The sequence below is a fragment of the Clostridium sp. AF32-7AC genome (genome assembly GCF_003477925.1).
Lineage (GTDB): Bacteria > Bacillota > Clostridia > Lachnospirales > Lachnospiraceae > Otoolea > Otoolea fessa.
This window is the reverse complement of record NZ_QUEG01000001.1, coordinates 879,720-901,696: the sequence shown is the minus strand read 5'-3', so window position 1 is coordinate 901,696 and position 21,977 is coordinate 879,720. Positions and strand designations below refer to the sequence as shown.

Here is a 21,977-nt window from a genome sequence, read left to right as displayed (position 1 = left end):
CATGAGAAAACTAACAGGAGAAAAACTGGAAGCAGAACTGGCGCGTCTCGAAGGAATGCGCGCCTATGAACATCAGTACGAAAGTGCAGGGATCGTCTGCGGCATTGATGAGGCGGGCAGAGGTCCATTAGCCGGTCCGGTGGTGGCGGCGGTCGCGGTACTTCCAAAAGACTGTACGATTCTGCGGCTGAACGATTCCAAAAAATTGTCGGAAAAATGCCGGGAAGAATTATTTCTGGAAATCAAAGAAAAGGCAGCTGCCTACGGAATTGGAATTGTAAGCCCGGAGGTGATCGATTCCATCAATATTTTGCAGGCGACCTATGAGGCGATGCGTCAGGCAGTCGCACAGCTTCCGCAGGAGCCGGATATCTTTTTAAATGACGCGGTCATCATTCCGGGGATTTCGGAGGAAAAGCAGATTAAGATTATCAAGGGCGATGCAAAAAGTGTCTCGATCGCGGCAGCCAGTATCCTGGCAAAAGTGACGAGGGATCATATGATGATGGAGTACGATAAAATCTATCCGGAATACGGGTTTGTGAAGCATAAAGGATACGGAACCAAGATGCATAACGAGGCAATTTTAACCTATGGTCCATGCCCGATCCACCGGAGAACCTTTTTGAAGAAGCTGCTGGGCGAGGAAGCCGCGATGCAGGGGATGAAATAACAGAAAGGGAGCTGAATGGGAGAAAGAAACTTTCATCTTCATGGAAATTCATTCAACCGCCGTGCCATCGGAACTGAATATGAAACTCTGGCGTGTGAATATCTCACCCGGCACGGTTATCAGATTTTCTGCCGGAATTTCCGCTGTCGCCAGGGTGAAATTGATATTATCGCAAGAGATAGAGACTACCTGGTTTTTATCGAAGTCAAATACCGCCGCGATGAACACGAAGGCGATCCGGCGGAGGCAGTGGATGCCCGCAAGCAGGCGCGGATTCTTCGTACCGCCCGGTATTATATGACGCGTTATCATATTTCCGAGGACACGCCGTGCCGGTTTGATGTGGTGGCGGTGCTTGGCAGTAACGTGAGATTAATTCGGGACGCGTTCTGGTGCGGATAATTACAAATGAAAGAATTCAAAAACTGCACAATCAGATTTGAGCAAGAGACAGAAAAAGGATGTGACAATCATGGCGCTTACCTATATACAAAAAACAGTTCATCCGGCACCAATTACCCTTCATGAGTCAAACGGAGTGGCTTATTTTACCTTTCCGCTCTTAGAGCAGACCAGGATGGTGCGCCACGCATTTTCTACCCGGCTTGGCGGAGCGAGCAAGGGATATTTCAGTACGATGAACTTTTCGCTGACGCGCGGCGACAACCGGGACGATGTGCTTGAAAATTACCGGAAAATGGCGCGGATTCTGGGAACGGATGTGTCAAAGATGGTGCTCAGCCATCAGACGCACACGACGAATATCCGTCTTGTTAGGGAAGCGGACGCTGGAAAAGGAATCTGGCGGGAGCGCGATTATGAAAACATCGACGGACTTATCACAAACGTGCCGGGGCTGACGCTGGTTACATTTTTTGCGGACTGTGTACCATTATATTTTGTAGATCCGGTGCATCGTGCGATCGGACTGTCGCATTCCGGCTGGAAGGGAACCGTTCACCGGATGGGACAGAAAACGATCGAGGCGATGGGAGAGGCGTTCGGCACGAAGCCGGAGGATCTGCGCGTCTGCATCGGACCGAGCATCTGCCGGGACTGTTATGAGGTCAGTGAGGATGTGGCAGACGCATTTAAAGAAGAATTTGGAGCAGAAATCAGTCAGGATGATTCAACATCCTGTTATTCCTGGAATGGGAAATCGATTCTCATGAATAGGGGGAATGGCAAGTACCAGCTTGACCTCTGGGGCGCGAACCGCCTGGTGCTCCTGGATGCCGGAATTTTGCCGGAGCATCTGGCTGTGACGAATGTATGTACGAAATGCAATCCGGATCTTTTATATTCACACCGCGTGATGGGAGATAAGAGGGGGAATCTGGCGGCATTTTTATCGCTAAAGTAAGTATACAATCTGTCTATCAAACAAGTGAATGAATGTTTTGCAGAAAAGAACAGCAGCATGATTGAAAATCGGTCGTTCAAGTCCGGTTTTGTCAATCATGCTGCTGCCGTTTTTTTCGCCGTTTCAGCGAAGATTCAGAAGAGCCCTACGATGCCTTATTTACCAGCCATCTTTTTTTCCTGTTCCTCAATCATCTTTTTGACCATATAGCCGCCGACGGAACCAGCCTGTGCGGAGGTCAGGTTACCATTGTAGCCCTCGCTTAACGGAACGCCAATCTCATTGGCAACCTCCATCTTAAAGCGGTTCATCGCTTCCTTGGCTTCCGGTACATTGGTTTTGTTAGTGTTGTTGGAACTAGACATAACAGACGCCTCCTTTTTTGCGTGTGCCCCTTCAAACTTTCGTTTGTCCGGGTGTCTCTTTTTGTTACATTCTCAGTATGCGGATCTTAAAAGTGAAATACACTAGAAGGTTTTGTGCAAATTGACATTTTGGGGCAAAACACCCACAATGTAGGGAAAAAAGTTAGTATTGATCCGATTTTATGCTTGTATATCAGTAAAACTCATACTATAATAGAACAGATGTAGTGTTAAAAAATACGCAAACTGTTTGGTGAATTTTACGGTTGCAGTTCAAAATACATTAATATTTCTAGTAAGATGGAGAAAAATCCATGCGGGTAATAGCAGGAAGTGCCAGAAGGCTTACTTTAAAGACGATCGAGGGAATGGATACGAGACCGACGACGGACCGTATCAAAGAAACTCTTTTTAATATGATTCAGAATGATATCTATGGATGCACATTTCTCGATTTATTCAGCGGAAGCGGGGCGATCGGGATCGAAGCTTTAAGCCGCGGGGCAAAAGAAGCTGTTTTTGTGGAGAAGAATCCGAAAGCGGCGGACTGCATCCGTGACAATCTGAAAGCGGCCCGCCTAGCTGATAAGGCGACGCTGTTAAACTGTGATATTTCGGATGCATTGAAACGGATAGAAAACCGGAAGAGTGCGTTTGATTTCATTTTTATGGATCCTCCGTACAACCATCTCTGGGAGAAAGAAGTGCTTACTTATCTGGCGCATTCGTCCCTGGCAGATGAACATACGATGATCATCACAGAGGCATCGAAAGAGACCGGGTGCGGCTACCTTTCAGAACTGGGATACCATCTCGAAAAAGAGAAGATATATAAGACGAATAAACATCTGTTTATCCGAAAAGCTTGAATACCAAAGGAGAAAAAAAGATGAAAACAGCCATTTATCCGGGCAGCTTTGATCCGGTGACGCTCGGACATTTTGATATTATAAAGCGATCCTCCGAAATTTTTGATCAGGTCATCGTGGGAGTTTTGTGTAATAACGCAAAATCTCCGTTGTTTTCTGTCGAAGAACGTGTTAAGATGTTAGAGGAAGTGACAAAAGACATTCCTAACGTGGAGGTGCAGTCGTTTGACGGACTTCTGGTCGATTTCATGCGCCAGAATCACGCAAAGGTCATCGTGCGTGGTCTGCGTGCGATCACGGATTTCGAATATGAGCTGCAGCTCGCGCAGATGAACCGGGTGATTGCACCCGAAATAGATACCCTGTTTCTGACAACGAACCTTAAATACGCGTATTTAAGTTCCAGTATGGCAAAAGAGGTTGCGATGTACGGCGGAGACATTTCCGAATTTCTCGATCCGGTCATTGCAAAACAAGTACAGGAGAAATATCAGGCGCTTCAGGAAGACAGGGAATGTAAGTAAGGAGAAAAGCTATGAGCAGAATTGAACAGATCATCACAGAAATTGAAGATTATATCGACAGCTGCAAGTTTCAGCCGCTGTCCAACACGAAGATTTTAGTAAATAAAGAAGAGATTGAAGAACTGCTCGTGGAACTGCGTCTTCGCATTCCGGAGGAGATCAAGAAATATCAGAAGATCATCAGCAATCAGGATGCGATTCTGCAGGAGGCACGTTCCCAGGCAGACGCGATGGTAGCCGAGGCGACCGCCCAGACCAATGAGCTGGTTAATGAGCATGAGATCATGCAGCGTGCATATGCAGAAGCAAACAGCATTATTGAGCAGGCAAATGCACAGGCACAGCAGATCGTGGACAACGCTGTCACAGAGGCAAACAATATCCGCCAGGGTTCCGTTCAGTACACGGACGACATGCTCCGCAGCCTGCAGACCATCATCAAGCATTCGATGGAGGGCGCGCAGAGCCGTTTCGAGTCTTACATGAGTTCGATGCAGTCCAGCTACGATGTCGTATCTTCCAACCGCAATGAGCTGGCTGGCAGTGTCGTGACCGAGCCGGAGGAGAACACAGGCGCCGAGGCAGCAGCGGCCGCTACACAGGCGGCATCCGGCGAAGCAGCAGAATAAAGAGAACGAACGAGAGACTGGCGTGAACCAGTTTCCACAGTACATAATGCCGGATGGAAAGTCCGGCATTTTTTTCTCTGTCTTTTCGGCTGTCCCGTATGACTGAATTTGTCTGGGCGATCCCGGATAACCCGCCGAACGCAGCACATGCCGCCATCGCGCCGGATTGAACCGGGATACTGAATATGGCACCAGAACGGGCGATCGCGTCGATGCCGGTTGTCATTTCAGCCGTCCCGATCAGAACCAGACGCAGCGTGCCGGAACAGAAGGCGTCGGCAAAGGCAGCGAGGATCGAATACAGCATGATCAAACCGCCGATGCGGACCTGCAGTTCGATGCAGTCCATCAGGATGGTGTCGAAGGAAGCGGGAACGGAGACGGATGTGGATTTTGTGCGGGCGGGCTTGACAGAGCCGGTTTGTTTCGAAAAAAATCGGTTTTGAGGGCTAAAAGAAGTTACTTTATTATAAATGCATAGGAGACTTCCAACCAATAAAAGCGGCGTATATAGTGCCAGAACCAGATAGTTTGACGGAACTGCCGGGTTCAGCCTAGGTGCAGCATATCCGGCGATAAACATGGGGCTTGGCGAAGCGCTGATGGCGGTCAGAAGCCGTTTTTCATGTGCCGAAAGCAGCGATTTCTGGTTAAAATCGGCGGCAGTTTTCATTCCCATCGGGTAACCGCAGAGCAGCCCGGCAAGCAGGGCATAGCCGCTGTAGACAGACATCCCAAGATGTTTCAAAACTGGGTGAAATGGCGCTAGAAGCAGCCGGACGCCGCCGTGTTCAGCTAAAAGCTTTGAGAAGAGCATAAAGGGAAATAACGTCGGAAAGACCGTATTGAACCATAAAAGAAGTCCTTTTTGTGCCCCATCCGCAGAGAGACGCGGATGTGAGAGCAGAAGCGACAGGATAAGTGCTGGGAACAGGGCGGATAATATTTTTTTTATATATGGCATGGGAGCGCCTTTCTATCATTAAAAAGTAATATAAAGATAGATTATATATATGTAGACAGAAAATGGCTCATTCCTTTTGGAAGCCTGAAAACCGGCATACCGAACAACGAAAGAACGAATGAGCGCGAAAAAAAGTCTTTAGAATCACGCTTATAAATGGATATACAGAGCAATAGACAAAAACAGGAGGAAAACGATTGGATTACCGAGAACTGCCGGAAGAATTTCTTGAAAAAATGAAACAATTTCTGGGTGAGGAATACCCGGAGTATCTGGCTTCGTATGAGGAAGAGCCGCGTTCAGGGCTGCGCGTCAACACGGGCAGGCTGACACCGGAACAGTTTTTAGAGATGGCACAGACGGCGGACTGGAATTTGAAACCAGTGCCGTGGACGAAGAACGGTTTTTATTATCAGGGCGAACGCCCATCCAGGCATCCGTGGTACTACGCGGGACTCTACTATTTGCAGGAACCGAGTGCGATGTCACCGGCGGCATGGCTGCCGATCAAGCCGGGCGACCGGGTTCTGGATTTGTGCGCGGCACCGGGCGGTAAAAGTACGGAACTGGCGGCGAAATTAGCCGGTACAGGTGTCCTGTTTTCCAATGATATCAGCAATTCGCGCGCAAAAGCGCTTCTTAAAAATCTGGAAATGTTCGGAGCGGGAAATATCTGTGTAACGAGCGAGGCACCGGAAAAAATGGCTGGCATCCTGCCGGAGTTTTTTGATAAGATTCTGGTCGATGCGCCGTGCTCCGGCGAAGGTATGTTCCGCCGCGATCCGTCGATGGTAAAGAGCTGGAACGAAAAAGGTCCCGATTATTATGCGCCGCTGCAGCGCCAGATTCTCGACTGTGCCGTGCAGATGCTTGCGCCGGGCGGGAAACTGGTTTATTCGACCTGTACCTTTGACAGGGACGAGGACGAGGGAACGATCGAGTATATTCTGGAGAAATATCCGCAGATGGCGGTCGTGCCGCAGAAACCGGAATATGGCTTTGAGGGAAGCCGTGGCATTGAGGGCTGTCTGAGATTGTTTCCGCACCGTCTGGAGGGCGAAGGACATTTTGTTGCGCTGTTGGAGAAGCGGACGGAGAAACCAGACGCAAATGTCAAGAATTTGGAAAATGCCGGTGAGAAAGCATTGAGCGCTCCACTTTTGGTAGAGGAAATAGAAGCGCGGTTGTGCCGTGTGGCGGAAGATGGTAAGTCCAGACAGACGGCTTCCGGAAAAGCGAAAGGGAAAACATTTGGAAAGGGAAAAAACGTGGCGCAAAACCAGACCGCCGAGGATTTTTCCCCCCTGTTTGAGCTTCTGCGCCAGCTTCCGGTAAGAACCTGGAATTCGGAGCAATTCTACCGTGACAGCGAGCGCATCTATTACCTCCCGGCAGCGCTGGCAGGCGACAATACACGCTATTTTAAGCCACTCCGCTGTCTGCGTACCGGACTTCTGCTCGGAGAACTGAAAAAAGGGCGGTTTGAACCATCCCAGGCGCTGGCAATGAACCTGCGGATGCAGGAATTTGTAAATTACTTAAATTTTAATGCCTCGGATGAGCGCACGATCCGCTATTTAAAGGGCGAGACATTGACAGCCGCAGAGGAAGAGGCAGCAGATGGTCTTGTACTAATCTGTGTGGATGGATTTCCGCTTGGCTGGGCGCAGAAACGGGGCGGTCAGCTTAAAAATAAATACAATCCCGGATGGAGGTGGCAGTGATGGGACAAGGTAAAAGTATACGTTTAGACCGTTTCCTGGCAGAGATGAAGCAGGGAACACGCAGTCAGGTAAAAGAGATGATCCGCAAAGGGCGGGTTCTGGTCGATGGAACCGTCTGTCGCGAGTCTGACCGGAAAATATTCCCGGACAAAACCCGGGTTACACTGGATGGACAGCCGGTTGGCTGGGCAGACACGGAATATTATATGTTAAATAAACCGCAGGGCGTCGTTTCCGCAACGGAAGACGGGCGCTATCAGACTGTCATTGACCTTATTGATGAAGCAAAGCGAAAAGACCTCTTCCCGGTCGGACGCCTCGATATTGATACGGAAGGACTGCTTCTCATCACAAACGACGGTGCGCTGGCGCATGAGCTTCTGGCACCGAAAAAACACGTGGATAAGGTCTATTTTGCACGCGTAAAGGGAACACTGAAAGAAGGAATCGAAGCGCGCTTTCAGGCAGGACTGACGCTGAAGGATGGCACACCGGTACGGCCGGCAGAGCTTATGATCGAGAAAAAATGGAACGACGCAGGAGAAGACCTCTGCGAGGCGCGCCTGACCATCCATGAAGGAAAATTTCATCAGGTAAAGCGGATGTTTGAGGCAGAGGGCGGCGAAGTCATTTACCTGAAACGCCTTTCGATGGGACCGCTTGCCCTGGATGAGGCACTGGCGACGGGAGAGTACCGGGCGCTGACGGAAGATGAAATTAGAGCGTTAAAAGAAAGAACGCTAACCTCACAAAATTGTGTATCGAATGACGAAAATTTGTCAGACACCCAAAATAACACACCTCCTGAAATCAACTGGAACACAGTAGACGCCGTCCTCTTCGATCTCGACGGCACCCTGGTCGATTCCATGTGGATGTGGAAAGCGATCGATGTGGAATTTTTAAAGCGTTACGGCTATGACTGTCCGGAAGATCTTGAGAAGGTGATCGAGGGCATGAGCTTTTCCGAGACAGCAATCTATTTTAAAGATCGCTTCCAGCTGCCGATGACCCTGGATGAGATCAAGGCGATCTGGATTGAAATGTCGATCGATAAATACCGCCATGAGGTACCGCTTAAATCAGGTGTTGCGGAATTTCTTTCATTTTTAAAGAAAAAAGGAATCCGCATGGGAATTGCAACGAGCAATGCACAGGATATGGTAGCAGCCGTGCTGGATTCTCTGGATATCCGTTCCTATTTCGGTGTGGTGGCAACTGCCTGTGAGGTGGCAGCAGGAAAACCGGCGCCGGATATTTATCTGAAAGTAGCGGCGGATCTGGGCGTACAGCCGGAAAAATGTCTGGTATTTGAGGATGTCCCGGCGGGGATTCTGGCTGGAAAACGGGCTGGTATGCGCGTCGGCGCGGTCGAGGACGTATTTTCACTTTCCATGATCGAAGAAAAGAAAGAATTAGCTGATTTTTATATCCGGGACTACCGGGAACTGATACAGGGGGCAAGATAAAATGATACATGATTTTTTACCGATCTGCAGGGCGGATATGGACAAGCGCGGCTGGGAGAGCTGCGATTTTGTCTACGTGTGCGGGGATGCGTATGTCGATCACCCGTCGTTCGGCCACGCGATCATCAGTCGTATGCTTGAAGCGCACGGCTATAAAGTAGGCATCATCGCCCAGCCGGACTGGAAGAATCAGGAATCCATTCAGATTCTGGGCGAACCGCGTCTCGGATGGCTTGTGAGCGCCGGAAATATGGACTCGATGGTAAACCATTATTCGGTTTCGAAAAAGCGCCGCGCAAAGGATTCCTACACACCGGGCGGCGAGATGGGAAAACGTCCGGATTATGCGACGATCGTCTATTCCAACCTGATCCGCACCTGGTCGAAAAAGCCGATCATCCTCGGCGGTATCGAAGCCAGCCTGCGGCGTCTGGCACATTATGATTACTGGTCCGGAAAAATGAAACGGTCCATTCTGCTGGATTCCCAGGCAGATCTGATTTCCTACGGAATGGGCGAGCGCTCGATCGTGGAGATCGCAGATGCACTGGCCAGCGGCATCGAGGCAAAGGATATCACCTTCATCGAGGGAACTGTTTATAAGGCGGAAAACCTGGATTCTGTTTATGACGAAATCCGTCTGCCGTCTTACCGCGAGGTTTCCTCCGATAAAAAGACGTATGCGGAGAGCTTTTACACCCAGTACAGCAACACCGATCCATTTTCGGGAAAACGCCTCGTTGAGCCGTACAGCGACCGCCTCTATGTGGTCCAGAATCCGGCGGCGAAACCACTGACCCAGGAAGAGATGGACGATGTCTACGCACTTCCATACATGAGAACCTGGCATCCGTGTTACGATGCAGCGGGTGGTATTCCAGCGATCACGGAAGTAAAATTCAGCCTGATCAGCAACCGCGGATGCTTCGGCGGATGCAGCTTCTGTGCGCTGACCTTCCATCAGGGACGCATCGTGCAGACCCGCAGCCATGAATCAATTATTCAGGAAGCAGAACTTTTGACCCAGGACCCAGATTTCAAGGGGTACATCCACGATGTCGGCGGTCCGACCGCAAACTTCCGGCACCCGGCATGCGAAAAACAGATGACCTACGGTGCCTGTCCGCACAAACAGTGCCTGTTCCCGCAGCCGTGCAAAAACATGAATGCCGATCACAGCGACTATATTTCCCTGTTAAAGAAGCTGCGGGCGATTCCGAAGGTAAAAAAAGTTTTCATCCGTTCGGGTATCCGTTTCGATTATCTGCTGGCGGAGAAAAACCGGGCATTCTTGCGGGAGCTTTGTCAGTACCATGTCAGCGGACAGCTCAAGGTAGCGCCAGAACATATATCGGATAATGTATTAAAACGGATGGGAAAACCGGAGAATAAGGTTTACCGCCAGTTCATGAAGGAATATGCAGCGATGAATGACTCGCTGGGAATGAAGCAGTACCTCGTTCCGTACCTGATGTCCTCCCATCCGGGTTCCACGCTCAAGGAGGCGATCGAGCTGGCAGAATATCTGCGCGACCTCGGCTACATGCCGGAGCAGGTGCAGGATTTCTATCCGACGCCATCCACACTGTCTACGTGTATGTATTACACGGGATATGATCCGCGCACGATGGAAAAAGTGTACGTGCCGACCAACCCGCATGAGAAAGCGATGCAACGTGCGTTGATCCAGTACCGCAATCCGAAAAACTATGATCTGGTGCTGGAAGCACTCCGTCTGGCAGGCAGAACGGATCTGATCGGTTTTGATAAGAAATGCCTGATCCGTCCGCGGCAGATCAAAGGACGCGATTTCGCGGCTGGCGGATATAAAGGGGCGCATCATGGCAGCCAGACGGCAAAACCGGCTGCTGCCAATCGTGCAAAAGACACCAAACGACCGGCTGTGGGCAGTATGGCCGGGCACAAACAGACCGGCATAAATGGAAATGGACGAAATGCGGGGGGATTTGGCAGCGCTGGTGTTGGAAAGAGCGGTGGCAGCGGAAAGAAAAAAGCCATCCGGAACGTGCACAAGAAGAAATAAAACGTATGTACGCTCGGAATGCAGGAACGACTCCGAGCGTACATACTTGAGACGGGAGGAATTTCTCATGAAAATTGCGATAATTACAGGTGCCTCTTCCGGCATGGGGCGCGAGGCAGCCAGACAGCTGGCGGATCGCTTTTCGGGACTTCAGGAAGTCTGGCTGATTGCCCGCCGGATGGACCGGATGCAGGAGCTGGAACGGACGCTACCGATCCCGGCGCGGTGTTTCGCCATCGATCTGACGGATGCATCCCAGCGGGAGACGCTGGAAAACGAGCTGGCGGCGCGCAAGCCCAACGTAAAGCTTTTGGTAAACGCTTCCGGCTTTGGTAAAATCGGAACGGTCGGGAACCTGCCGCTTGACGATGAAACGGGAATGGTAGAGCTCAACTGCAAGGCGCTGTGCGCGGTCACGCATATGGTGCTTCCCTATATGAGCGAAAACAGCCGGATTCTCCAGTTCGCGTCAGCAGCCTCCTTTCTGCCGCAGCCGGGATTTGCCATCTATGCGGCAACCAAGGCATTTGTCTTAAGCTACAGCCGCGCCCTGCGGGAAGAACTCCGCCCGCGTAGAATCGGTGTGACGGCGGTCTGCCCCGGACCGGTCAAAACCGAGTTTTTCGACATTGCCGAGACAACCGGGGAGATTCCTCTTTATAAGCGTCTGGTGATGGCAGATCCGCACAAAGTTGTAAAACTTGCCATCCGCGACTGTATGGCGGGAAAAAGCGTGTCGGTTTACGGCGTATGGATGAAGGCATTCTTTGTGCTCTGCAAGGTAGTGCCGCATGAATGGATTCTGCGCGCGATGCAGGCGTTAAACCATTAAATCAGACAAAAAGCTAGTATCATTCAATAAAAACATGATAGAAAGGATTTTTACACCGTGAAAAAGATAAAAAAAGGCGATTATGGCTACCGCAATCATTTCAAGCGGAAACAGCTTTTTATCATCGCACTTCTGGCGTTATTTATCATCGCACAGCTGGTTGGGCGGTCTTTTACAGACAATGATTCCGTCAAAAAAATTCTGACGGTCATGGCGATCGTCACGGTACTTCCGGCGGCGAATCTCGCTTCCCCGCTGATTGCCATTTTCAAATACCATACACCGGAGCAGGCGTTTCATGAGGCATATATGCCGTATGAGGAAAAATTTGAAGTTCTCTATGATCTGGTTCTGACGACACCGGAAGATGTGATTCCGTCCGATGTGACCGTCGTTCACCCGACCGGCATCTATGTGTACTGCATTAATCCAAAGCTGAATGTAAAGCGCGCGGAGGCAGGTTTAAATGAACTGTTAAAGGCTAACAAACTGGATCCGAACCTAAAAATCGTGACCTCACGCAGCACCTTTGACAAGCGGATTCACAGCCTGAAACCGGCGTCAGAGTATGAGGACGATGGAACTGTAGAGTACGGTGTGCGCGTAATAAAAGGATTATCGATGTAAAAAAGGGAGGCGGCAGCCATGCGGATGCTGACAGTATCTAAAAATGAGGCGGGGCAGCGCCTGGACAAGCTGCTGGCAAAATATCTGAATCTGGCGGGAAAAAGCTTCATTTATAAAATGATGCGGAAGAAAAACATTACCCTGAATGGAAAAAAATGCGACGGTTCCGAACATCTGACCGAGGGCGATGAGATCAAGCTGTTTCTGGCAGAGGAGACGATCGAGAAATTTTCGGAAGTGAAGATTCAGAAGGTTCAAAAGAAAAAGCTCGATATCGTCTACGAGGACGAACATATTTTACTGATCAATAAGCCATCTGGAATGCTGTCCCAGAAAGCGAAAGAGACGGATGAATCGTTGGTTGAATACCTGATCGACTATCTGCTGGATTCCGGCAAATTAAAGAAAGAGGACCTGGCGTGCTTCCGTCCGTCCGTCTGCAACCGCCTCGACCGCAACACAAGCGGCATCGTGGCAGCTGGACGTTCCCTGCCGGGACTGCAGATCATGTCCGAGGTCATCAAGGACCGGAGTCTGGGAAAATATTATGTCTGCGTCGTGCGGGGAATCGTAAAAGGCGAAGCCCGGATCGAGGGATGGCTGACGAAAAATGAAAAGACGAATCAGGTGTCGATCCGAAAAGAGGAGACCCCTGGAAGTCTGCTGATCCGGACTGCATACAGACCACTGGCGTCTGGAAATGGATATACCCTTCTGGAGGTTCATCTGATCACCGGACGATCCCACCAGATCCGCGCCCACCTGGCTTCCATCGGACACCCGATCGCCGGGGATCCAAAGTACGGCGATCCCCGGGTCAATGAGGAAGTGAAGAAACGCTTCGGCGTCCGTTCACAGATGCTTCATGCGTGGCGGCTGGTAATGCCGGAAACGATCTCCGAGCCGCTTTCATATCTGGCGGGCAAAGAATTTACCGCGCCTATGCCAGCGGAGATGAAGCGGATGGAAGAGATGATGAAATCAGCTCCAAAACGCCCAGCCAATCATCGCCTGTAAATTTTAAATTGTGCGAAAAATCAAAAAAATAAGTGGAGGAGCAACAACATGGGGACTTGGAACAGCCGGGGACTTCGTGGTTCAACCCTGGAGGATATGATAAACCACACAAACGATCTTTACCGTGAGAAAAAGCTGGCATTGATCCAGAAAATCCCGACGCCGATCACGCCCGTCTCGATCGATAAAACCAGCCGCCATATCACGCTGGCGTATTTCGACCAGAAGAGTACCGTCGATTACATCGGCGCGATTCAGGGCGTCCCGGTCTGCTTTGATGCGAAAGAATGCGCGGCAGATACATTTCCACTGCAGAACGTCCATCCGCATCAGGTCGCATTTATGCGGGAATTTGAAGAGCAGGGCGGGATTGCTTTCTTAATTATATATTTTTCACAGAGGGATGAACTTTACTACCTGCCATTTTTCCATCTGGACGCATACTGGGAGCGGATGCAGCAGGGCGGACGGAAGAGTTTTACATATGAGGAAATGGATAAAACGTGGCGCATCAAAAGCCACCGGGATATATTAGTCCATTATCTGGAACCGCTGAGCCGGGATTTAGGAGAAAGAGAGGATGATTTTTCATGACAACAGCTGTAGAACGTTTTTTGAAATATGTATCATATGATACGCAGTCAGACGAGGCATATGACACCTGCCCGAGCACGGAAAAACAGCTTCTGTTAGCCAATGAGCTGAAACGCGAGCTGGAAGAAATGGGTGCATCCGATGTGCGGATGAGCGAGTACGGATACCTGTTTGCACGCATTCCGGATAATACAGGCAGTACCTCTGCACCGCAAGAAGCGGAAGCTTCTTTCAGCACTGCGTCTGCTCACGGTGCATCCGGCGTTGGACAAAAAAACACCATCCCGGCACTTGGCTTCATTTCCCACATGGACACCGCGCCGTCCTTAACCGGAACAAACGTAAAGCCGCGCATCGTCCAGGCATATGACGGCAAAGATATCGTATTAAATGCAGAAAAACAAATTGTCATGAAAGTTTCAGAATTTCCGTTTTTAGCCGACTTAAAAGGTCAGGATCTGATCGTAACCGACGGAACCACGCTTCTGGGCGCCGACGATAAGGCAGGCGTGGCGGAGATCATGACGATGGCAGAATATTTCCTGAGCCACCCGGAGATCCCGCACGGCGAGATCTGCATTGGATTTACGCCGGACGAGGAGATCGGACGCGGCGCGGATCGTTTCGATGTGAAAGACTTCGGTGCAGCGGTTGCTTATACGGTAGACGGCGGTCCGATCGGCGAGATCGAATATGAAAATTTCAACGCCGCTTCCGGCAAAGTCCGGATTCAGGGAGCCAGCATCCATCCGGGAGATGCGAAGCTCAAGATGAAAAATGCCATTCTCATCGGCATGGAATTTCAGAGCCTGCTGCCGGTCTTTGAAAATCCGATGTACACAGAAGGTTATGAGGGATTCTATCACCTGGATGAAATGAGCGGAAATGTAGAAGAGGCGCAGTTAAATTATATCATCCGCGATCACGACCATGAAAAATTTGAACAGAAAAAGAAATTTTTCGCCGAAGCCGCCGATTTCCTGAACCGCAAATACGGTAAGGGCACCGTGATCGCCGAAGTAACGGACAGCTACTACAACATGAAAGAAAAAATTGAGCCGTGCATGTGCCTGATCGATACCGCCAAAGAGGCGATGACAGCCTGCGGCATCGAGCCGGAGGTCGTTCCGATCCGCGGCGGCACCGACGGCGCCCGCCTCTCCTACATGGGGCTCCTGTGCCCGAATCTCTGCACCGGCGGATATAACTATCATGGAAAATATGAATTTATTCCGGTGGATTCGCTTCAGAAGACGGCGGAGATACTGGTGGAGATTGGAAAGCAGTTTGCAGCTCTGGCTGAGTGAAATAAATAGTAAAAGGAGATCCTCACCATTCTTTCTGGTAAATACTGAAAAATGAAGTTGATCAGGACTTCCAGCTTTTTTTCTGCTTATTTTACAGAGGCAAAAGGGTTGAACAATTTGGCGGTACTTATGAGGACTTGGAAAAAGCAGCTTTATCCGTAACACTGGTTTGAAATTTTCTCCCAAATTCAAGAAAAAACCGTTGACAGATCCATATTCCGATGATAGAATATCTAAGTGTGCCGCACAGCGAGGCTAAAAGTGCGCAAGCCGCCATAGCTGGCGAGTAATGATAATAGGAGGTGCCATCAGATGTACGCGATTATTGCAACAGGTGGTAAGCAGTATAAGGTTGCCGAGGGCGATGTAATCAAAGTTGAGAGACTCGGTGCTGCTGCAGGTGAAGCTGTTACTTTCGATCAGGTTCTGGCTGTTAACAACGGTGAGATGAAGATCGGATGCCCGACTGTAGAGGGTGCTACTGTATCCGCAACAGTTGTTAAAGAAGGCAAAGGCAAAAAAGTTATCGTTTACAAGTATAAGAGAAAAACTGGCTACCATAAGAAAAATGGTCACAGACAGCTCTTTACAGAAGTTAAGATCGAAAAGATCAACGCTTAATTGAAATGATTCAAGTAGACGTATACTCCGATTCCAAGGGATGTACCACGGGAGTGGAAGTAAAGGGACATGCTGGATATGATGAGTACGGCAAAGATATTGTCTGTGCAGCTGTATCCGTTCTGACTGTCAATATGGCTAATTCGGTGGAGAAATTTACCGATGACGGTTTTAAGGGCAGTGTGGATGAAAAGACAGGTCAGTTTATTTTTCATTTTACCGGTACTGTAAGTGCGGAATCAAAACTCCTGATGGATTCGCTGATACTTGGACTTACCGATATCGCGGAGAGTTATGGAGATAAATACATTAAAATTCGATTCAGGGAGGTGTAACGCATGTTTAAAATGAACCTTCAGTTATTCGCTCATAAAAAAGGTGTTGGTTCCACAAAGAACGGTCGTGATTCTGAGTCCAAGAGACTTGGTGCGAAGAGAGCAGACGGACAGTTCGTATTAGCTGGCAACATTCTTTACAGACAGCGCGGAACCAAGATTCATCCAGGTGTGAACGTAGGACGCGGTGGAGATGATACATTATTCGCTATGGTTGACGGCGTCGTAAAGTTTGAAAGAAAGGGCAGAGACAAAAAGCAGGTTTCTGTTTACCCGAGAACAATTAACGAATAATTATAAAGAAGCTCCATACGGATTGTATGGAGCTTTTTTCAGATCAGAAGGAGGTATTTATGTTTGCCGACAGTGCAAAAATTTATATCAGATCCGGAAAAGGCGGCGACGGTCATGTCAGCTTCCGCCGGGAACTTTTCGTAGCTGCTGGCGGTCCGGACGGCGGCGATGGCGGTCGCGGCGGCGATGTCATTTTTGAAGTGGACGACGGACTGAATACCCTGACCGATTTCCGTCATGTCCGCAAATATGTGGCTGGCGACGGAGAGCAGGGCGGAAAGCGCCGCTGTCACGGAGCAGACGGCGAGGATCTGATTGTCAAGGTTCCGGAAGGAACCGTTATCAAGGATTTTGAATCCGGTAAGGTAGTCGCGGATATGTCCGGCGAGAACCGCCGAGAAGTGATTTTAAAAGGCGGCAAGGGCGGTCTTGGAAATATGCACTTTGCGACCTCGACGATGCAGGTTCCGAAGTATGCACAGCCGGGACAGCCGGCACAGGAACTCTGGGTACAGCTGGAATTAAAGGTAATTGCCGATGTTGGTCTGGTTGGTTTCCCGAACGTCGGTAAATCGACCTTGCTTTCACGCGTTTCCAATGCGCGTCCGAAGATCGCCAATTACCATTTCACGACGCTGAACCCGCATCTTGGTGTGGTTGATCTACAGGATGGACAAGGCTTTGTCATGGCAGATATTCCGGGACTCATCGAGGGTGCTTCCCAAGGAATCGGTCTGGGACATGATTTCCTGCGCCATATCGAGAGAACCAAGGTTCTCGTGCATGTTGTGGATGCGGCATCCGTCGAGGGGCGTGATCCGGTTGAGGATATCCGCACCATCAATGCGGAGTTAAAAGCATATAATCCGTCGCTTTTAGAGCGTCCGCAGGTGATTGCTGCCAACAAGGTAGATTCGATTTACAATACTGGCGAAGAGGACTGGGAAGACCCGGTAGAGCGCTTAAAACGCGAATTTGAGCCGGAAGGCATCCAGGTATTTGCCATTTCTGCAGTTACCGGGCAGGGTGTAAAAGAGCTCCTTTACCATGTAAATGATCTGCTGAAAACGGTTGACCGCAAGCCAGTTATTTTCGAAAAAGAATTTGAATACCAGTATCAGGGCGAGAATCTTCCGTATACCGTGGAACGCAATGAAGATGGTATTTATGTGGTAGAAGGACCGAAGATCGAGAAGATGCTCGGTTACACAAACCTTGATTCTGAGAAGGGCTTCCAGTTCTTCCAGAAATTCTTAAAGGACAGCGGTATTCTGGCTGAGCTGGAAGAAGCTGGCATCGAAGAGGGCGATACAGTTCGTATGTATGGTCTTGAATTTGATTACTATAAATAATTGACATTTACGTAACTGTTCAGTACCTTCACAGTCACGAGCAAAAATCCATTAAAAATTGCCTACGGCAATGGGATTTTTGCCTGCTGGCCCATGTTTTCGTACGGTCAGCGCAGTAAATGCGCAGATCTACTGAATAGTTACACATTTACAATATTTCAAACTCAGAAATCCACACTGGATCTGAGTTTGAATTTTAACAGGAGATAGATTTTATGACAAGCAAACAGAGAGCTTATTTAAAAGGTCTCGCGATGACCATGGATCCGATCTTCCAGATCGGCAAATCCAGCCTGACGCCAGAACTGACCGCTGCTGTGGCAGAGGCGCTGGAGGCCCGCGAGTTAATTAAACTGAATATTCTGAAGAACTGCGTCGATGACGGCAATGAGCTGGCAGCCGTTCTGGCTGAGCGTACCCACGCACAGGTAGTACAGGTAATCGGCAAGAAAATTGTTCTTTATAAAGAGGCAAAGGACGAGAAGAAACGTAAGATCGTTCTGCCAAAATAAAGGAGCTGCATTCTGCGAATGAATCTCTGACAGAAAGGATACGGATGACGATGAAAAAGATCGGTATTATGGGGGGAACATTTGACCCGATCCATAATGGACATATCATGTTGGGAAGACAGGCGTATGAAGAATATGATCTTGACTGCATCTGGTATATGCCCTCCAGGATCCCGCCGCATAAAAAGGATCATACGATCACAGCGGCAAAGGACCGTTTGGCAATGACTGCAGCTGCGATCGCGCCGTATCCTTATTTTAAGCTGTCTGATTTTGAACTTCGCAGAACCGGCGGAAATACCTACACAGCAGACACGCTTCGCTTATTGAAAGAAGAATATCCGGATGTTGAATTTTTCTTTATCGCGGGCGCAGACTCAATTATGGACATTGAAAAATGGTATCATCCCGAATATGTTCTTCCAGCCGTCACATTTTTGGCGGCAGCAAGAGAGCATGAGGAGGCGGATCGTTCGCTGGATGAGCAGATTTCCTATTTAAACCAGAAATATCAGGCGCATATTCTGCGTCTTCACTGCCGTGAAATGGATGTCGCTTCGGCGGAGATCCGCGCGGCTTTCCGGGCAGGACACGCAGCAGACGTTCGTTCCCTGGTGCCGAAGGAAGTCTGTCAATATATCGAACAGCACGGCTTGTATCAGGAGGTAAATGTGTAATGGACGAAAGAATTACAGAGATACGGAAGCATTTGAAAAAGAAATTGAACCCGATGCGCTATGAACATACGCTGGGTGTTTCATACACATGTATGGCTCTGGCAATGCGTTACAGTGCCAATCTGGATCAGGCGGAGATGGCTGGACTTCTCCACGACTGTGCAAAGCGCTATGATGATGCGACTATCATCTGCAAATGCCAGGAGCATGGCATTGAACTGACTGAAGGTGAACTGCGGGCTCCGGCTGTGATTCATGCAAAATTAGGCGCATGGATGGCAGAACACAAGTATGGTATTACCGATCCAGAGGTCTTATCTGCAATCGCCTGCCATACGACCGGAAAACCGGCGATGTCCCTGTTAGACAAGATCCTGTACGTAGCCGATTACATCGAACCGCGCCGTGATAAGGCGCCAAATCTGCCGAAGCTCCGCCGTCTTGCATTTGAAGATCTGGACGAAGCGCTGTATCAGATTCTGGACAGCACCCGCAATTATTTAAAGGAAACGGGCACGGCAGAGGATGATACAACCGAACAGACCTGGGAATACTATCATGAACGTCATGTTCATCAATAGACACATTAACAGGATTTAAATAAAATAATGAGGAGGATAATCCCCGTGGAAGCAAAAGAGCTGACCAAACTTGCCGTAAAGGCGCTGGAAGATAAAAAAGGCGAAGATATTCGCGTCATTGATATTCATGGAGTATCTGTACTGGCTGATTACTTTGTCATCGCAGACGGAAGCAACGCCAGCCAGGTAAAGGCAATGGCAGATAATGTAGAGGAAGAACTCGGCAAAGCCGGTCATGAGTGCCGTCAGATCGAGGGCTATCAGACTGCCGGATGGATCCTGATGGATTACGGCGATCTGATCGTACACATTTTCTCCCGCGATGACAGACTGTTTTATGATCTGGAGCGCATCTGGAGAGACGGAAAAGTAGTTGAGAATGTGGAGGAATTGTAATAGATTTTTGTTTCATTCCTTTTATATCACGAACAGAAAGGGAAAAACCTGCAAATGGTTTTTCCCTTTTATCGCGAATAAGAGAGAAAAACTTGAAATCTGTGTTTTCCCATCTATCGCGAACAAGGCTGATAAAGTGTTTTCCTTTCAACTCAAAACTTACTTTTTAAAAGCGCTCCATTTTGTAAATTTCAAAAATAGTGAAATAAAACGAGTTACAAGGTTGGAATACGCTAATTGCAACGAACGCAATTTGTTTATTGAGAAGTGTTGTATCAAAGCAATAAGTATATATATTGATATTTTTTTAAAAGATCATATAATAGTGGTAGGAAAAACCCTACATTCCCTACTGCTATAGTATGATTGGTACTGGTGGGTCTGTCCTTTCCGTGGTAGAATATTTACGTTATCAAGAAACACGGTCCTGAATCATGGAGGTGCAAAGTATGGAACCAATGTATTTGTCAATCCAGCCGGAAGAGACAGGGGAACGCATAAGAAGACTGCTTTTGGAACAAGGGTATACGATTCGGGAAATCCAGGGAGCTTTCGGGTTTGAAAATCCGCAGGCCATTTACAAATGGCTGTCCGGTAAATCGTTACCCAGCATCGACAACTTCATTATTTTAAGTAGATTATTGCATACTACGATTGAAGATATCCTCGTCATTGACGGGGATATTCCTCGTTTATGGGGAATTTTAAACCGATGGTTGAATGACATCCGTTGCCGTATGATTTACAATCGGATCAGAAACAAATGATAGAGGAGAGGACGGTGAAACATGGAATCGGAACATAAATTTATGTTAAATGATATTCTGCGAAAGAAACGGAAAAGTAAGATGCGCAAACCGGAATATCCTGTTTTTCTTACTTACGGACCGATTCACGTTTTCCCCTTGGGATGGATAAAACGTTGGAAAGAAGATATCATCTGCATCTGTCAGAGATTGCGTTACGGATACTGCTACCGTGATGCCTGGGCGATTGACCAGTGGTTTCTTGTTATCATCCCCAATATGCTCAACGATCTACGTATCAACGGTCATGGATATCCGGGATCTTTCACAGGAACCGAAGAAGAGAATGTGCGGAAATGGAACCGGATCCTAGAACATATGGAATTTCTATTTCGGGAGGCAAACGAGGAAACCTGTCACCGGAAAAATCCATATGAAGAAGCATATGATCAGGCAAGAGAGGCTTTCACCCGGAAATACGGGATGTTTGGTGAAAAGCTGAAAACCGAAGAAGAAAAAGAGCAGGAAAAAGATAAAGGTTATTACTGTGTGCATACCATGTCCGATGTGCCGGAATACAAGGAAATATTGGACCAATGGTTTGCAGCGGAGAAGGAACTGGCAGCATACCGAGATCGGTGTATGAAAGAAGGAATGAAGCTTTTTACCAGATATCTCTGGGAGCTGTGGGACTGAGATCATTTTTATTTATATTGATAAGAACATTGTGGGAGGCGAAAATCATGCAGAAAATTACATCGGCTTATGCAAATAAGATGCTGAGAAGCCTAGAAGAAGACAAGGCATTCTGGGTAAACAAGGAATCGACATCCAGTACTTACGTGGCTGCGGTCAACGAGGAACCAGTCGTTCCGGAATATGATTACATGACTGTTGCGAATACGATTGATGAGATTGACAGGAAGATCCTTACTATCAAGCACACATTGAATCTGACCAATGCCACCGCAAAAGTGCAGGTCGGCGCTCAGGAAATGAGCATTGACGGCATCCTAATCCGGATGGCGCAGCTCAACAAGAGAAAGACGGTGCTTGACGATATGCGCAAGAGACTTCCAAAAACGCGAGTCTATGGCAACTCCTTCGGTTCTTCTGGTTCGGCACCGGAGTATAAGTATATCAACTACGATCCGGAACTGATCCGGCAGGAATATGACCGCATCTCCAATACGATCATGGAAATGCAGATTGCACTGGATCGTTATAATCAGACGGTGCTGTTTGAGGTGGATATCTAAGTAGAATTTCCGTACAGGGCATACTTCTAACAAAAAATTACGAGTGGTTACGGTTCATTGTCATCGCTTATCGGTTATTTGTTATCGGGTTATGTGTTTCGGTTCATGGAGACGGCTTTGGAAAAGCATATCATGCAGATTTTCAAATCACCCTGTAAAAAACCTGTGAGGGATCACGGTGCCAAGGTACGGTTTTCAGGCAC

27 protein-coding genes are annotated in these 21,977 nt (G+C 48.7%); 25 read left to right on the top strand and 2 right to left on the bottom strand.

Annotated features, from left to right (window positions below; all coding sequences use genetic code 11):
• Position 1 precedes the first annotated feature (1 nt).
• The 3 genes from DWZ45_RS04120 (at position 2) to pgeF (ending at position 2,036) form a co-directional block, all read left to right on the top strand.
• The gene (locus DWZ45_RS04120; RefSeq protein ID WP_118467721.1) at positions 2–673 is read left to right on the top strand and encodes a ribonuclease HII; all 672 of its coding nucleotides are present in this window, start codon (positions 2–4) and stop codon (positions 671–673) included.
• Positions 674–688: 15 nt separating this feature from the next.
• On the top strand, positions 689–1,075 hold the full coding sequence (locus tag DWZ45_RS04115) for a YraN family protein (RefSeq protein WP_118467719.1): 387 nt from the start codon (positions 689–691) through the stop codon (positions 1,073–1,075).
• 70 nt (positions 1,076–1,145) lie between these two features.
• Positions 1,146–2,036 (top strand): peptidoglycan editing factor PgeF, encoded by an 891-nt coding sequence (gene pgeF, locus DWZ45_RS04110; protein WP_118467717.1) that lies wholly within the window; start codon positions 1,146–1,148, stop codon positions 2,034–2,036.
• A gap of 155 nt (positions 2,037–2,191) precedes the next feature.
• Here pgeF and DWZ45_RS04105 read toward each other — a convergent pair whose 3' ends face one another.
• Complete coding sequence (locus DWZ45_RS04105; RefSeq protein WP_022358773.1) at positions 2,192–2,401, bottom strand: alpha/beta-type small acid-soluble spore protein; 210 nt, start codon at positions 2,399–2,401, stop codon at positions 2,192–2,194.
• A 314-nt stretch (positions 2,402–2,715) separates the two neighbouring features.
• Here DWZ45_RS04105 and rsmD point away from each other — a divergent pair, with 314 nt between their 5' ends.
• From rsmD to DWZ45_RS04090, 3 genes are read left to right on the top strand one after another with little or no spacing between them, the layout of a single operon-like run.
• On the top strand, positions 2,716–3,270 hold the full coding sequence (gene rsmD / locus DWZ45_RS04100; RefSeq protein WP_118467715.1) for a 16S rRNA (guanine(966)-N(2))-methyltransferase RsmD: 555 nt from the start codon (positions 2,716–2,718) through the stop codon (positions 3,268–3,270).
• A 20-nt stretch (positions 3,271–3,290) separates the two neighbouring features.
• Complete coding sequence (gene coaD / locus DWZ45_RS04095; RefSeq protein ID WP_022358775.1) at positions 3,291–3,794, top strand: pantetheine-phosphate adenylyltransferase; 504 nt, start codon at positions 3,291–3,293, stop codon at positions 3,792–3,794.
• A gap of 11 nt (positions 3,795–3,805) precedes the next feature.
• A complete protein-coding gene (locus DWZ45_RS04090; protein ID WP_022358776.1) occupies positions 3,806–4,423 on the top strand; it encodes a hypothetical protein in 618 nt (205 codons plus the stop codon).
• Here the strand turns inward: DWZ45_RS04090 and DWZ45_RS04085 are convergent.
• Positions 4,389–5,387, bottom strand: coding sequence for a nucleoside recognition protein (locus DWZ45_RS04085; RefSeq protein ID WP_227589511.1), 999 nt, complete (start codon positions 5,385–5,387; stop codon positions 4,389–4,391). The genes DWZ45_RS04090 and DWZ45_RS04085 overlap by 35 nt on opposite strands.
• A 197-nt stretch (positions 5,388–5,584) precedes the next feature.
• On the opposite strand from DWZ45_RS04085, the gene DWZ45_RS04080 reads away from it, so the two are divergent.
• From DWZ45_RS04080 to DWZ45_RS03985, 19 genes are all read left to right on the top strand, one after another.
• On the top strand, positions 5,585–7,111 hold the full coding sequence (locus DWZ45_RS04080; protein ID WP_118467713.1) for an RsmB/NOP family class I SAM-dependent RNA methyltransferase: 1,527 nt from the start codon (positions 5,585–5,587) through the stop codon (positions 7,109–7,111).
• Positions 7,111–8,580 carry a pseudouridine synthase gene (locus DWZ45_RS14805; protein WP_118467711.1) on the top strand — a complete coding sequence of 490 codons (1,470 nt, stop codon included), beginning with the start codon at positions 7,111–7,113 and terminating at the stop codon, positions 8,578–8,580. Before DWZ45_RS04080 ends, DWZ45_RS14805 begins: the two co-directional genes overlap by 1 nt.
• Before the next feature lies 1 nt (position 8,581).
• Positions 8,582–10,624: a YgiQ family radical SAM protein gene (locus DWZ45_RS04070; RefSeq protein ID WP_227589510.1), complete on the top strand. Its 2,043-nt coding sequence runs from the start codon at positions 8,582–8,584 to the stop codon at positions 10,622–10,624.
• Positions 10,625–10,691: 67 nt separating this feature from the next.
• Positions 10,692–11,456 carry an SDR family NAD(P)-dependent oxidoreductase gene (locus tag DWZ45_RS04065; protein WP_106999908.1) on the top strand — a complete coding sequence of 255 codons (765 nt, stop codon included), beginning with the start codon at positions 10,692–10,694 and terminating at the stop codon, positions 11,454–11,456.
• Positions 11,457–11,513: 57 nt separating this feature from the next.
• Positions 11,514–12,083 carry a hypothetical protein gene (locus DWZ45_RS04060; protein WP_022358597.1) on the top strand — a complete coding sequence of 190 codons (570 nt, stop codon included), beginning with the start codon at positions 11,514–11,516 and terminating at the stop codon, positions 12,081–12,083.
• An 18-nt stretch (positions 12,084–12,101) separates the two neighbouring features.
• The gene (locus DWZ45_RS04055) at positions 12,102–13,100 is read left to right on the top strand and encodes an RluA family pseudouridine synthase (RefSeq protein ID WP_118467709.1); all 999 of its coding nucleotides are present in this window, start codon (positions 12,102–12,104) and stop codon (positions 13,098–13,100) included.
• Between the two features lie 48 nt (positions 13,101–13,148).
• Positions 13,149–13,694, top strand: a complete 546-nt coding sequence (locus DWZ45_RS04050; RefSeq protein ID WP_022358599.1) for a Holliday junction resolvase RecU — start codon at positions 13,149–13,151, stop codon at positions 13,692–13,694.
• Positions 13,691–15,001, top strand: a complete 1,311-nt coding sequence (gene pepT / locus DWZ45_RS04045) for a peptidase T (RefSeq protein ID WP_118467708.1) — start codon at positions 13,691–13,693, stop codon at positions 14,999–15,001. The genes DWZ45_RS04050 and pepT overlap by 4 nt, the downstream gene beginning before the upstream one ends.
• A gap of 312 nt (positions 15,002–15,313) precedes the next feature.
• A complete protein-coding gene (rplU, locus tag DWZ45_RS04040) occupies positions 15,314–15,622 on the top strand; it encodes a 50S ribosomal protein L21 (protein WP_106999905.1) in 309 nt (102 codons plus the stop codon).
• Positions 15,623–15,627: 5 nt separating this feature from the next.
• Positions 15,628–15,957 carry a ribosomal-processing cysteine protease Prp gene (locus DWZ45_RS04035; RefSeq protein WP_022359434.1) on the top strand — a complete coding sequence of 110 codons (330 nt, stop codon included), beginning with the start codon at positions 15,628–15,630 and terminating at the stop codon, positions 15,955–15,957.
• 3 nt (positions 15,958–15,960) lie between these two features.
• Positions 15,961–16,251 (top strand): 50S ribosomal protein L27, encoded by a 291-nt coding sequence (gene rpmA, locus DWZ45_RS04030; RefSeq protein WP_022359433.1) that lies wholly within the window; start codon positions 15,961–15,963, stop codon positions 16,249–16,251.
• Positions 16,252–16,310: 59 nt separating this feature from the next.
• On the top strand, positions 16,311–17,603 hold the full coding sequence (gene obgE / locus DWZ45_RS04025; RefSeq protein WP_118467791.1) for a GTPase ObgE: 1,293 nt from the start codon (positions 16,311–16,313) through the stop codon (positions 17,601–17,603).
• A 215-nt stretch (positions 17,604–17,818) separates the two neighbouring features.
• On the top strand, positions 17,819–18,115 hold the full coding sequence (yhbY, locus tag DWZ45_RS04020; protein ID WP_022359431.1) for a ribosome assembly RNA-binding protein YhbY: 297 nt from the start codon (positions 17,819–17,821) through the stop codon (positions 18,113–18,115).
• A gap of 50 nt (positions 18,116–18,165) precedes the next feature.
• Positions 18,166–18,792: a nicotinate-nucleotide adenylyltransferase gene (gene nadD / locus DWZ45_RS04015; protein ID WP_117795776.1), complete on the top strand. Its 627-nt coding sequence runs from the start codon at positions 18,166–18,168 to the stop codon at positions 18,790–18,792.
• Positions 18,792–19,373 carry a bis(5'-nucleosyl)-tetraphosphatase (symmetrical) YqeK gene (gene yqeK / locus DWZ45_RS04010; protein ID WP_022359429.1) on the top strand — a complete coding sequence of 194 codons (582 nt, stop codon included), beginning with the start codon at positions 18,792–18,794 and terminating at the stop codon, positions 19,371–19,373. Before nadD ends, yqeK begins: the two co-directional genes overlap by 1 nt.
• Positions 19,374–19,400: 27 nt before the next feature.
• Positions 19,401–19,769 (top strand): ribosome silencing factor, encoded by a 369-nt coding sequence (gene rsfS, locus DWZ45_RS04005; RefSeq protein ID WP_106999903.1) that lies wholly within the window; start codon positions 19,401–19,403, stop codon positions 19,767–19,769.
• Between the two features lie 449 nt (positions 19,770–20,218).
• Positions 20,219–20,536, top strand: coding sequence for a helix-turn-helix transcriptional regulator (locus DWZ45_RS03995; protein WP_106999901.1), 318 nt, complete (start codon positions 20,219–20,221; stop codon positions 20,534–20,536).
• Positions 20,537–20,557: 21 nt separating this feature from the next.
• A complete protein-coding gene (locus tag DWZ45_RS03990; protein ID WP_118467706.1) occupies positions 20,558–21,211 on the top strand; it encodes a hypothetical protein in 654 nt (217 codons plus the stop codon).
• A gap of 47 nt (positions 21,212–21,258) precedes the next feature.
• Positions 21,259–21,774 (top strand): hypothetical protein, encoded by a 516-nt coding sequence (locus DWZ45_RS03985; RefSeq protein WP_106999899.1) that lies wholly within the window; start codon positions 21,259–21,261, stop codon positions 21,772–21,774.
• The last annotated feature ends 203 nt before the right edge of the window (positions 21,775–21,977 follow it).

Excerpts from the sequence above, each read along its gene's own strand:
- rplU (WP_106999905.1), top strand. The coding sequence starts at position 15,314 with ATGTACGCGATTATTGCAACAGGTGGTAAGCAGTATAAGGTTGCCGAG.
- DWZ45_RS03985 (WP_106999899.1), top strand. The coding sequence starts at position 21,259 with ATGCAGAAAATTACATCGGCTTATGCAAATAAGATGCTGAGAAGCCTA.
- yqeK (WP_022359429.1), top strand. The coding sequence starts at position 18,792 with ATGGACGAAAGAATTACAGAGATACGGAAGCATTTGAAAAAGAAATTG.
- rsfS (WP_106999903.1), top strand. The coding sequence starts at position 19,401 with ATGAGGAGGATAATCCCCGTGGAAGCAAAAGAGCTGACCAAACTTGCC.
- DWZ45_RS04120 (WP_118467721.1), top strand. The coding sequence starts at position 2 with ATGAGAAAACTAACAGGAGAAAAACTGGAAGCAGAACTGGCGCGTCTC.
- DWZ45_RS03995 (WP_106999901.1), top strand. The coding sequence starts at position 20,219 with ATGGAACCAATGTATTTGTCAATCCAGCCGGAAGAGACAGGGGAACGC.
- DWZ45_RS04050 (WP_022358599.1), top strand. The coding sequence starts at position 13,149 with ATGGGGACTTGGAACAGCCGGGGACTTCGTGGTTCAACCCTGGAGGAT.
- DWZ45_RS04090 (WP_022358776.1), top strand. The coding sequence starts at position 3,806 with ATGAGCAGAATTGAACAGATCATCACAGAAATTGAAGATTATATCGAC.
- rsmD (WP_118467715.1), top strand. The coding sequence starts at position 2,716 with ATGCGGGTAATAGCAGGAAGTGCCAGAAGGCTTACTTTAAAGACGATC.
- DWZ45_RS04035 (WP_022359434.1), top strand. The coding sequence starts at position 15,628 with ATGATTCAAGTAGACGTATACTCCGATTCCAAGGGATGTACCACGGGA.
- pgeF (WP_118467717.1), top strand. The coding sequence starts at position 1,146 with ATGGCGCTTACCTATATACAAAAAACAGTTCATCCGGCACCAATTACC.
- DWZ45_RS04065 (WP_106999908.1), top strand. The coding sequence starts at position 10,692 with ATGAAAATTGCGATAATTACAGGTGCCTCTTCCGGCATGGGGCGCGAG.
- obgE (WP_118467791.1), top strand. The coding sequence starts at position 16,311 with ATGTTTGCCGACAGTGCAAAAATTTATATCAGATCCGGAAAAGGCGGC.
- DWZ45_RS04055 (WP_118467709.1), top strand. The coding sequence starts at position 12,102 with ATGCGGATGCTGACAGTATCTAAAAATGAGGCGGGGCAGCGCCTGGAC.
- DWZ45_RS04115 (WP_118467719.1), top strand. The coding sequence starts at position 689 with ATGGGAGAAAGAAACTTTCATCTTCATGGAAATTCATTCAACCGCCGT.
- yhbY (WP_022359431.1), top strand. The coding sequence starts at position 17,819 with ATGACAAGCAAACAGAGAGCTTATTTAAAAGGTCTCGCGATGACCATG.
- coaD (WP_022358775.1), top strand. The coding sequence starts at position 3,291 with ATGAAAACAGCCATTTATCCGGGCAGCTTTGATCCGGTGACGCTCGGA.
- DWZ45_RS03990 (WP_118467706.1), top strand. The coding sequence starts at position 20,558 with ATGGAATCGGAACATAAATTTATGTTAAATGATATTCTGCGAAAGAAA.
- DWZ45_RS14805 (WP_118467711.1), top strand. The coding sequence starts at position 7,111 with ATGGGACAAGGTAAAAGTATACGTTTAGACCGTTTCCTGGCAGAGATG.
- DWZ45_RS04085 (WP_227589511.1), bottom strand. The coding sequence starts at position 5,387 with ATGCCATATATAAAAAAAATATTATCCGCCCTGTTCCCAGCACTTATC.
- DWZ45_RS04105 (WP_022358773.1), bottom strand. The coding sequence starts at position 2,401 with ATGTCTAGTTCCAACAACACTAACAAAACCAATGTACCGGAAGCCAAG.
- pepT (WP_118467708.1), top strand. The coding sequence starts at position 13,691 with ATGACAACAGCTGTAGAACGTTTTTTGAAATATGTATCATATGATACG.
- DWZ45_RS04070 (WP_227589510.1), top strand. The coding sequence starts at position 8,582 with ATGATACATGATTTTTTACCGATCTGCAGGGCGGATATGGACAAGCGC.
- rpmA (WP_022359433.1), top strand. The coding sequence starts at position 15,961 with ATGTTTAAAATGAACCTTCAGTTATTCGCTCATAAAAAAGGTGTTGGT.
- nadD (WP_117795776.1), top strand. The coding sequence starts at position 18,166 with ATGAAAAAGATCGGTATTATGGGGGGAACATTTGACCCGATCCATAAT.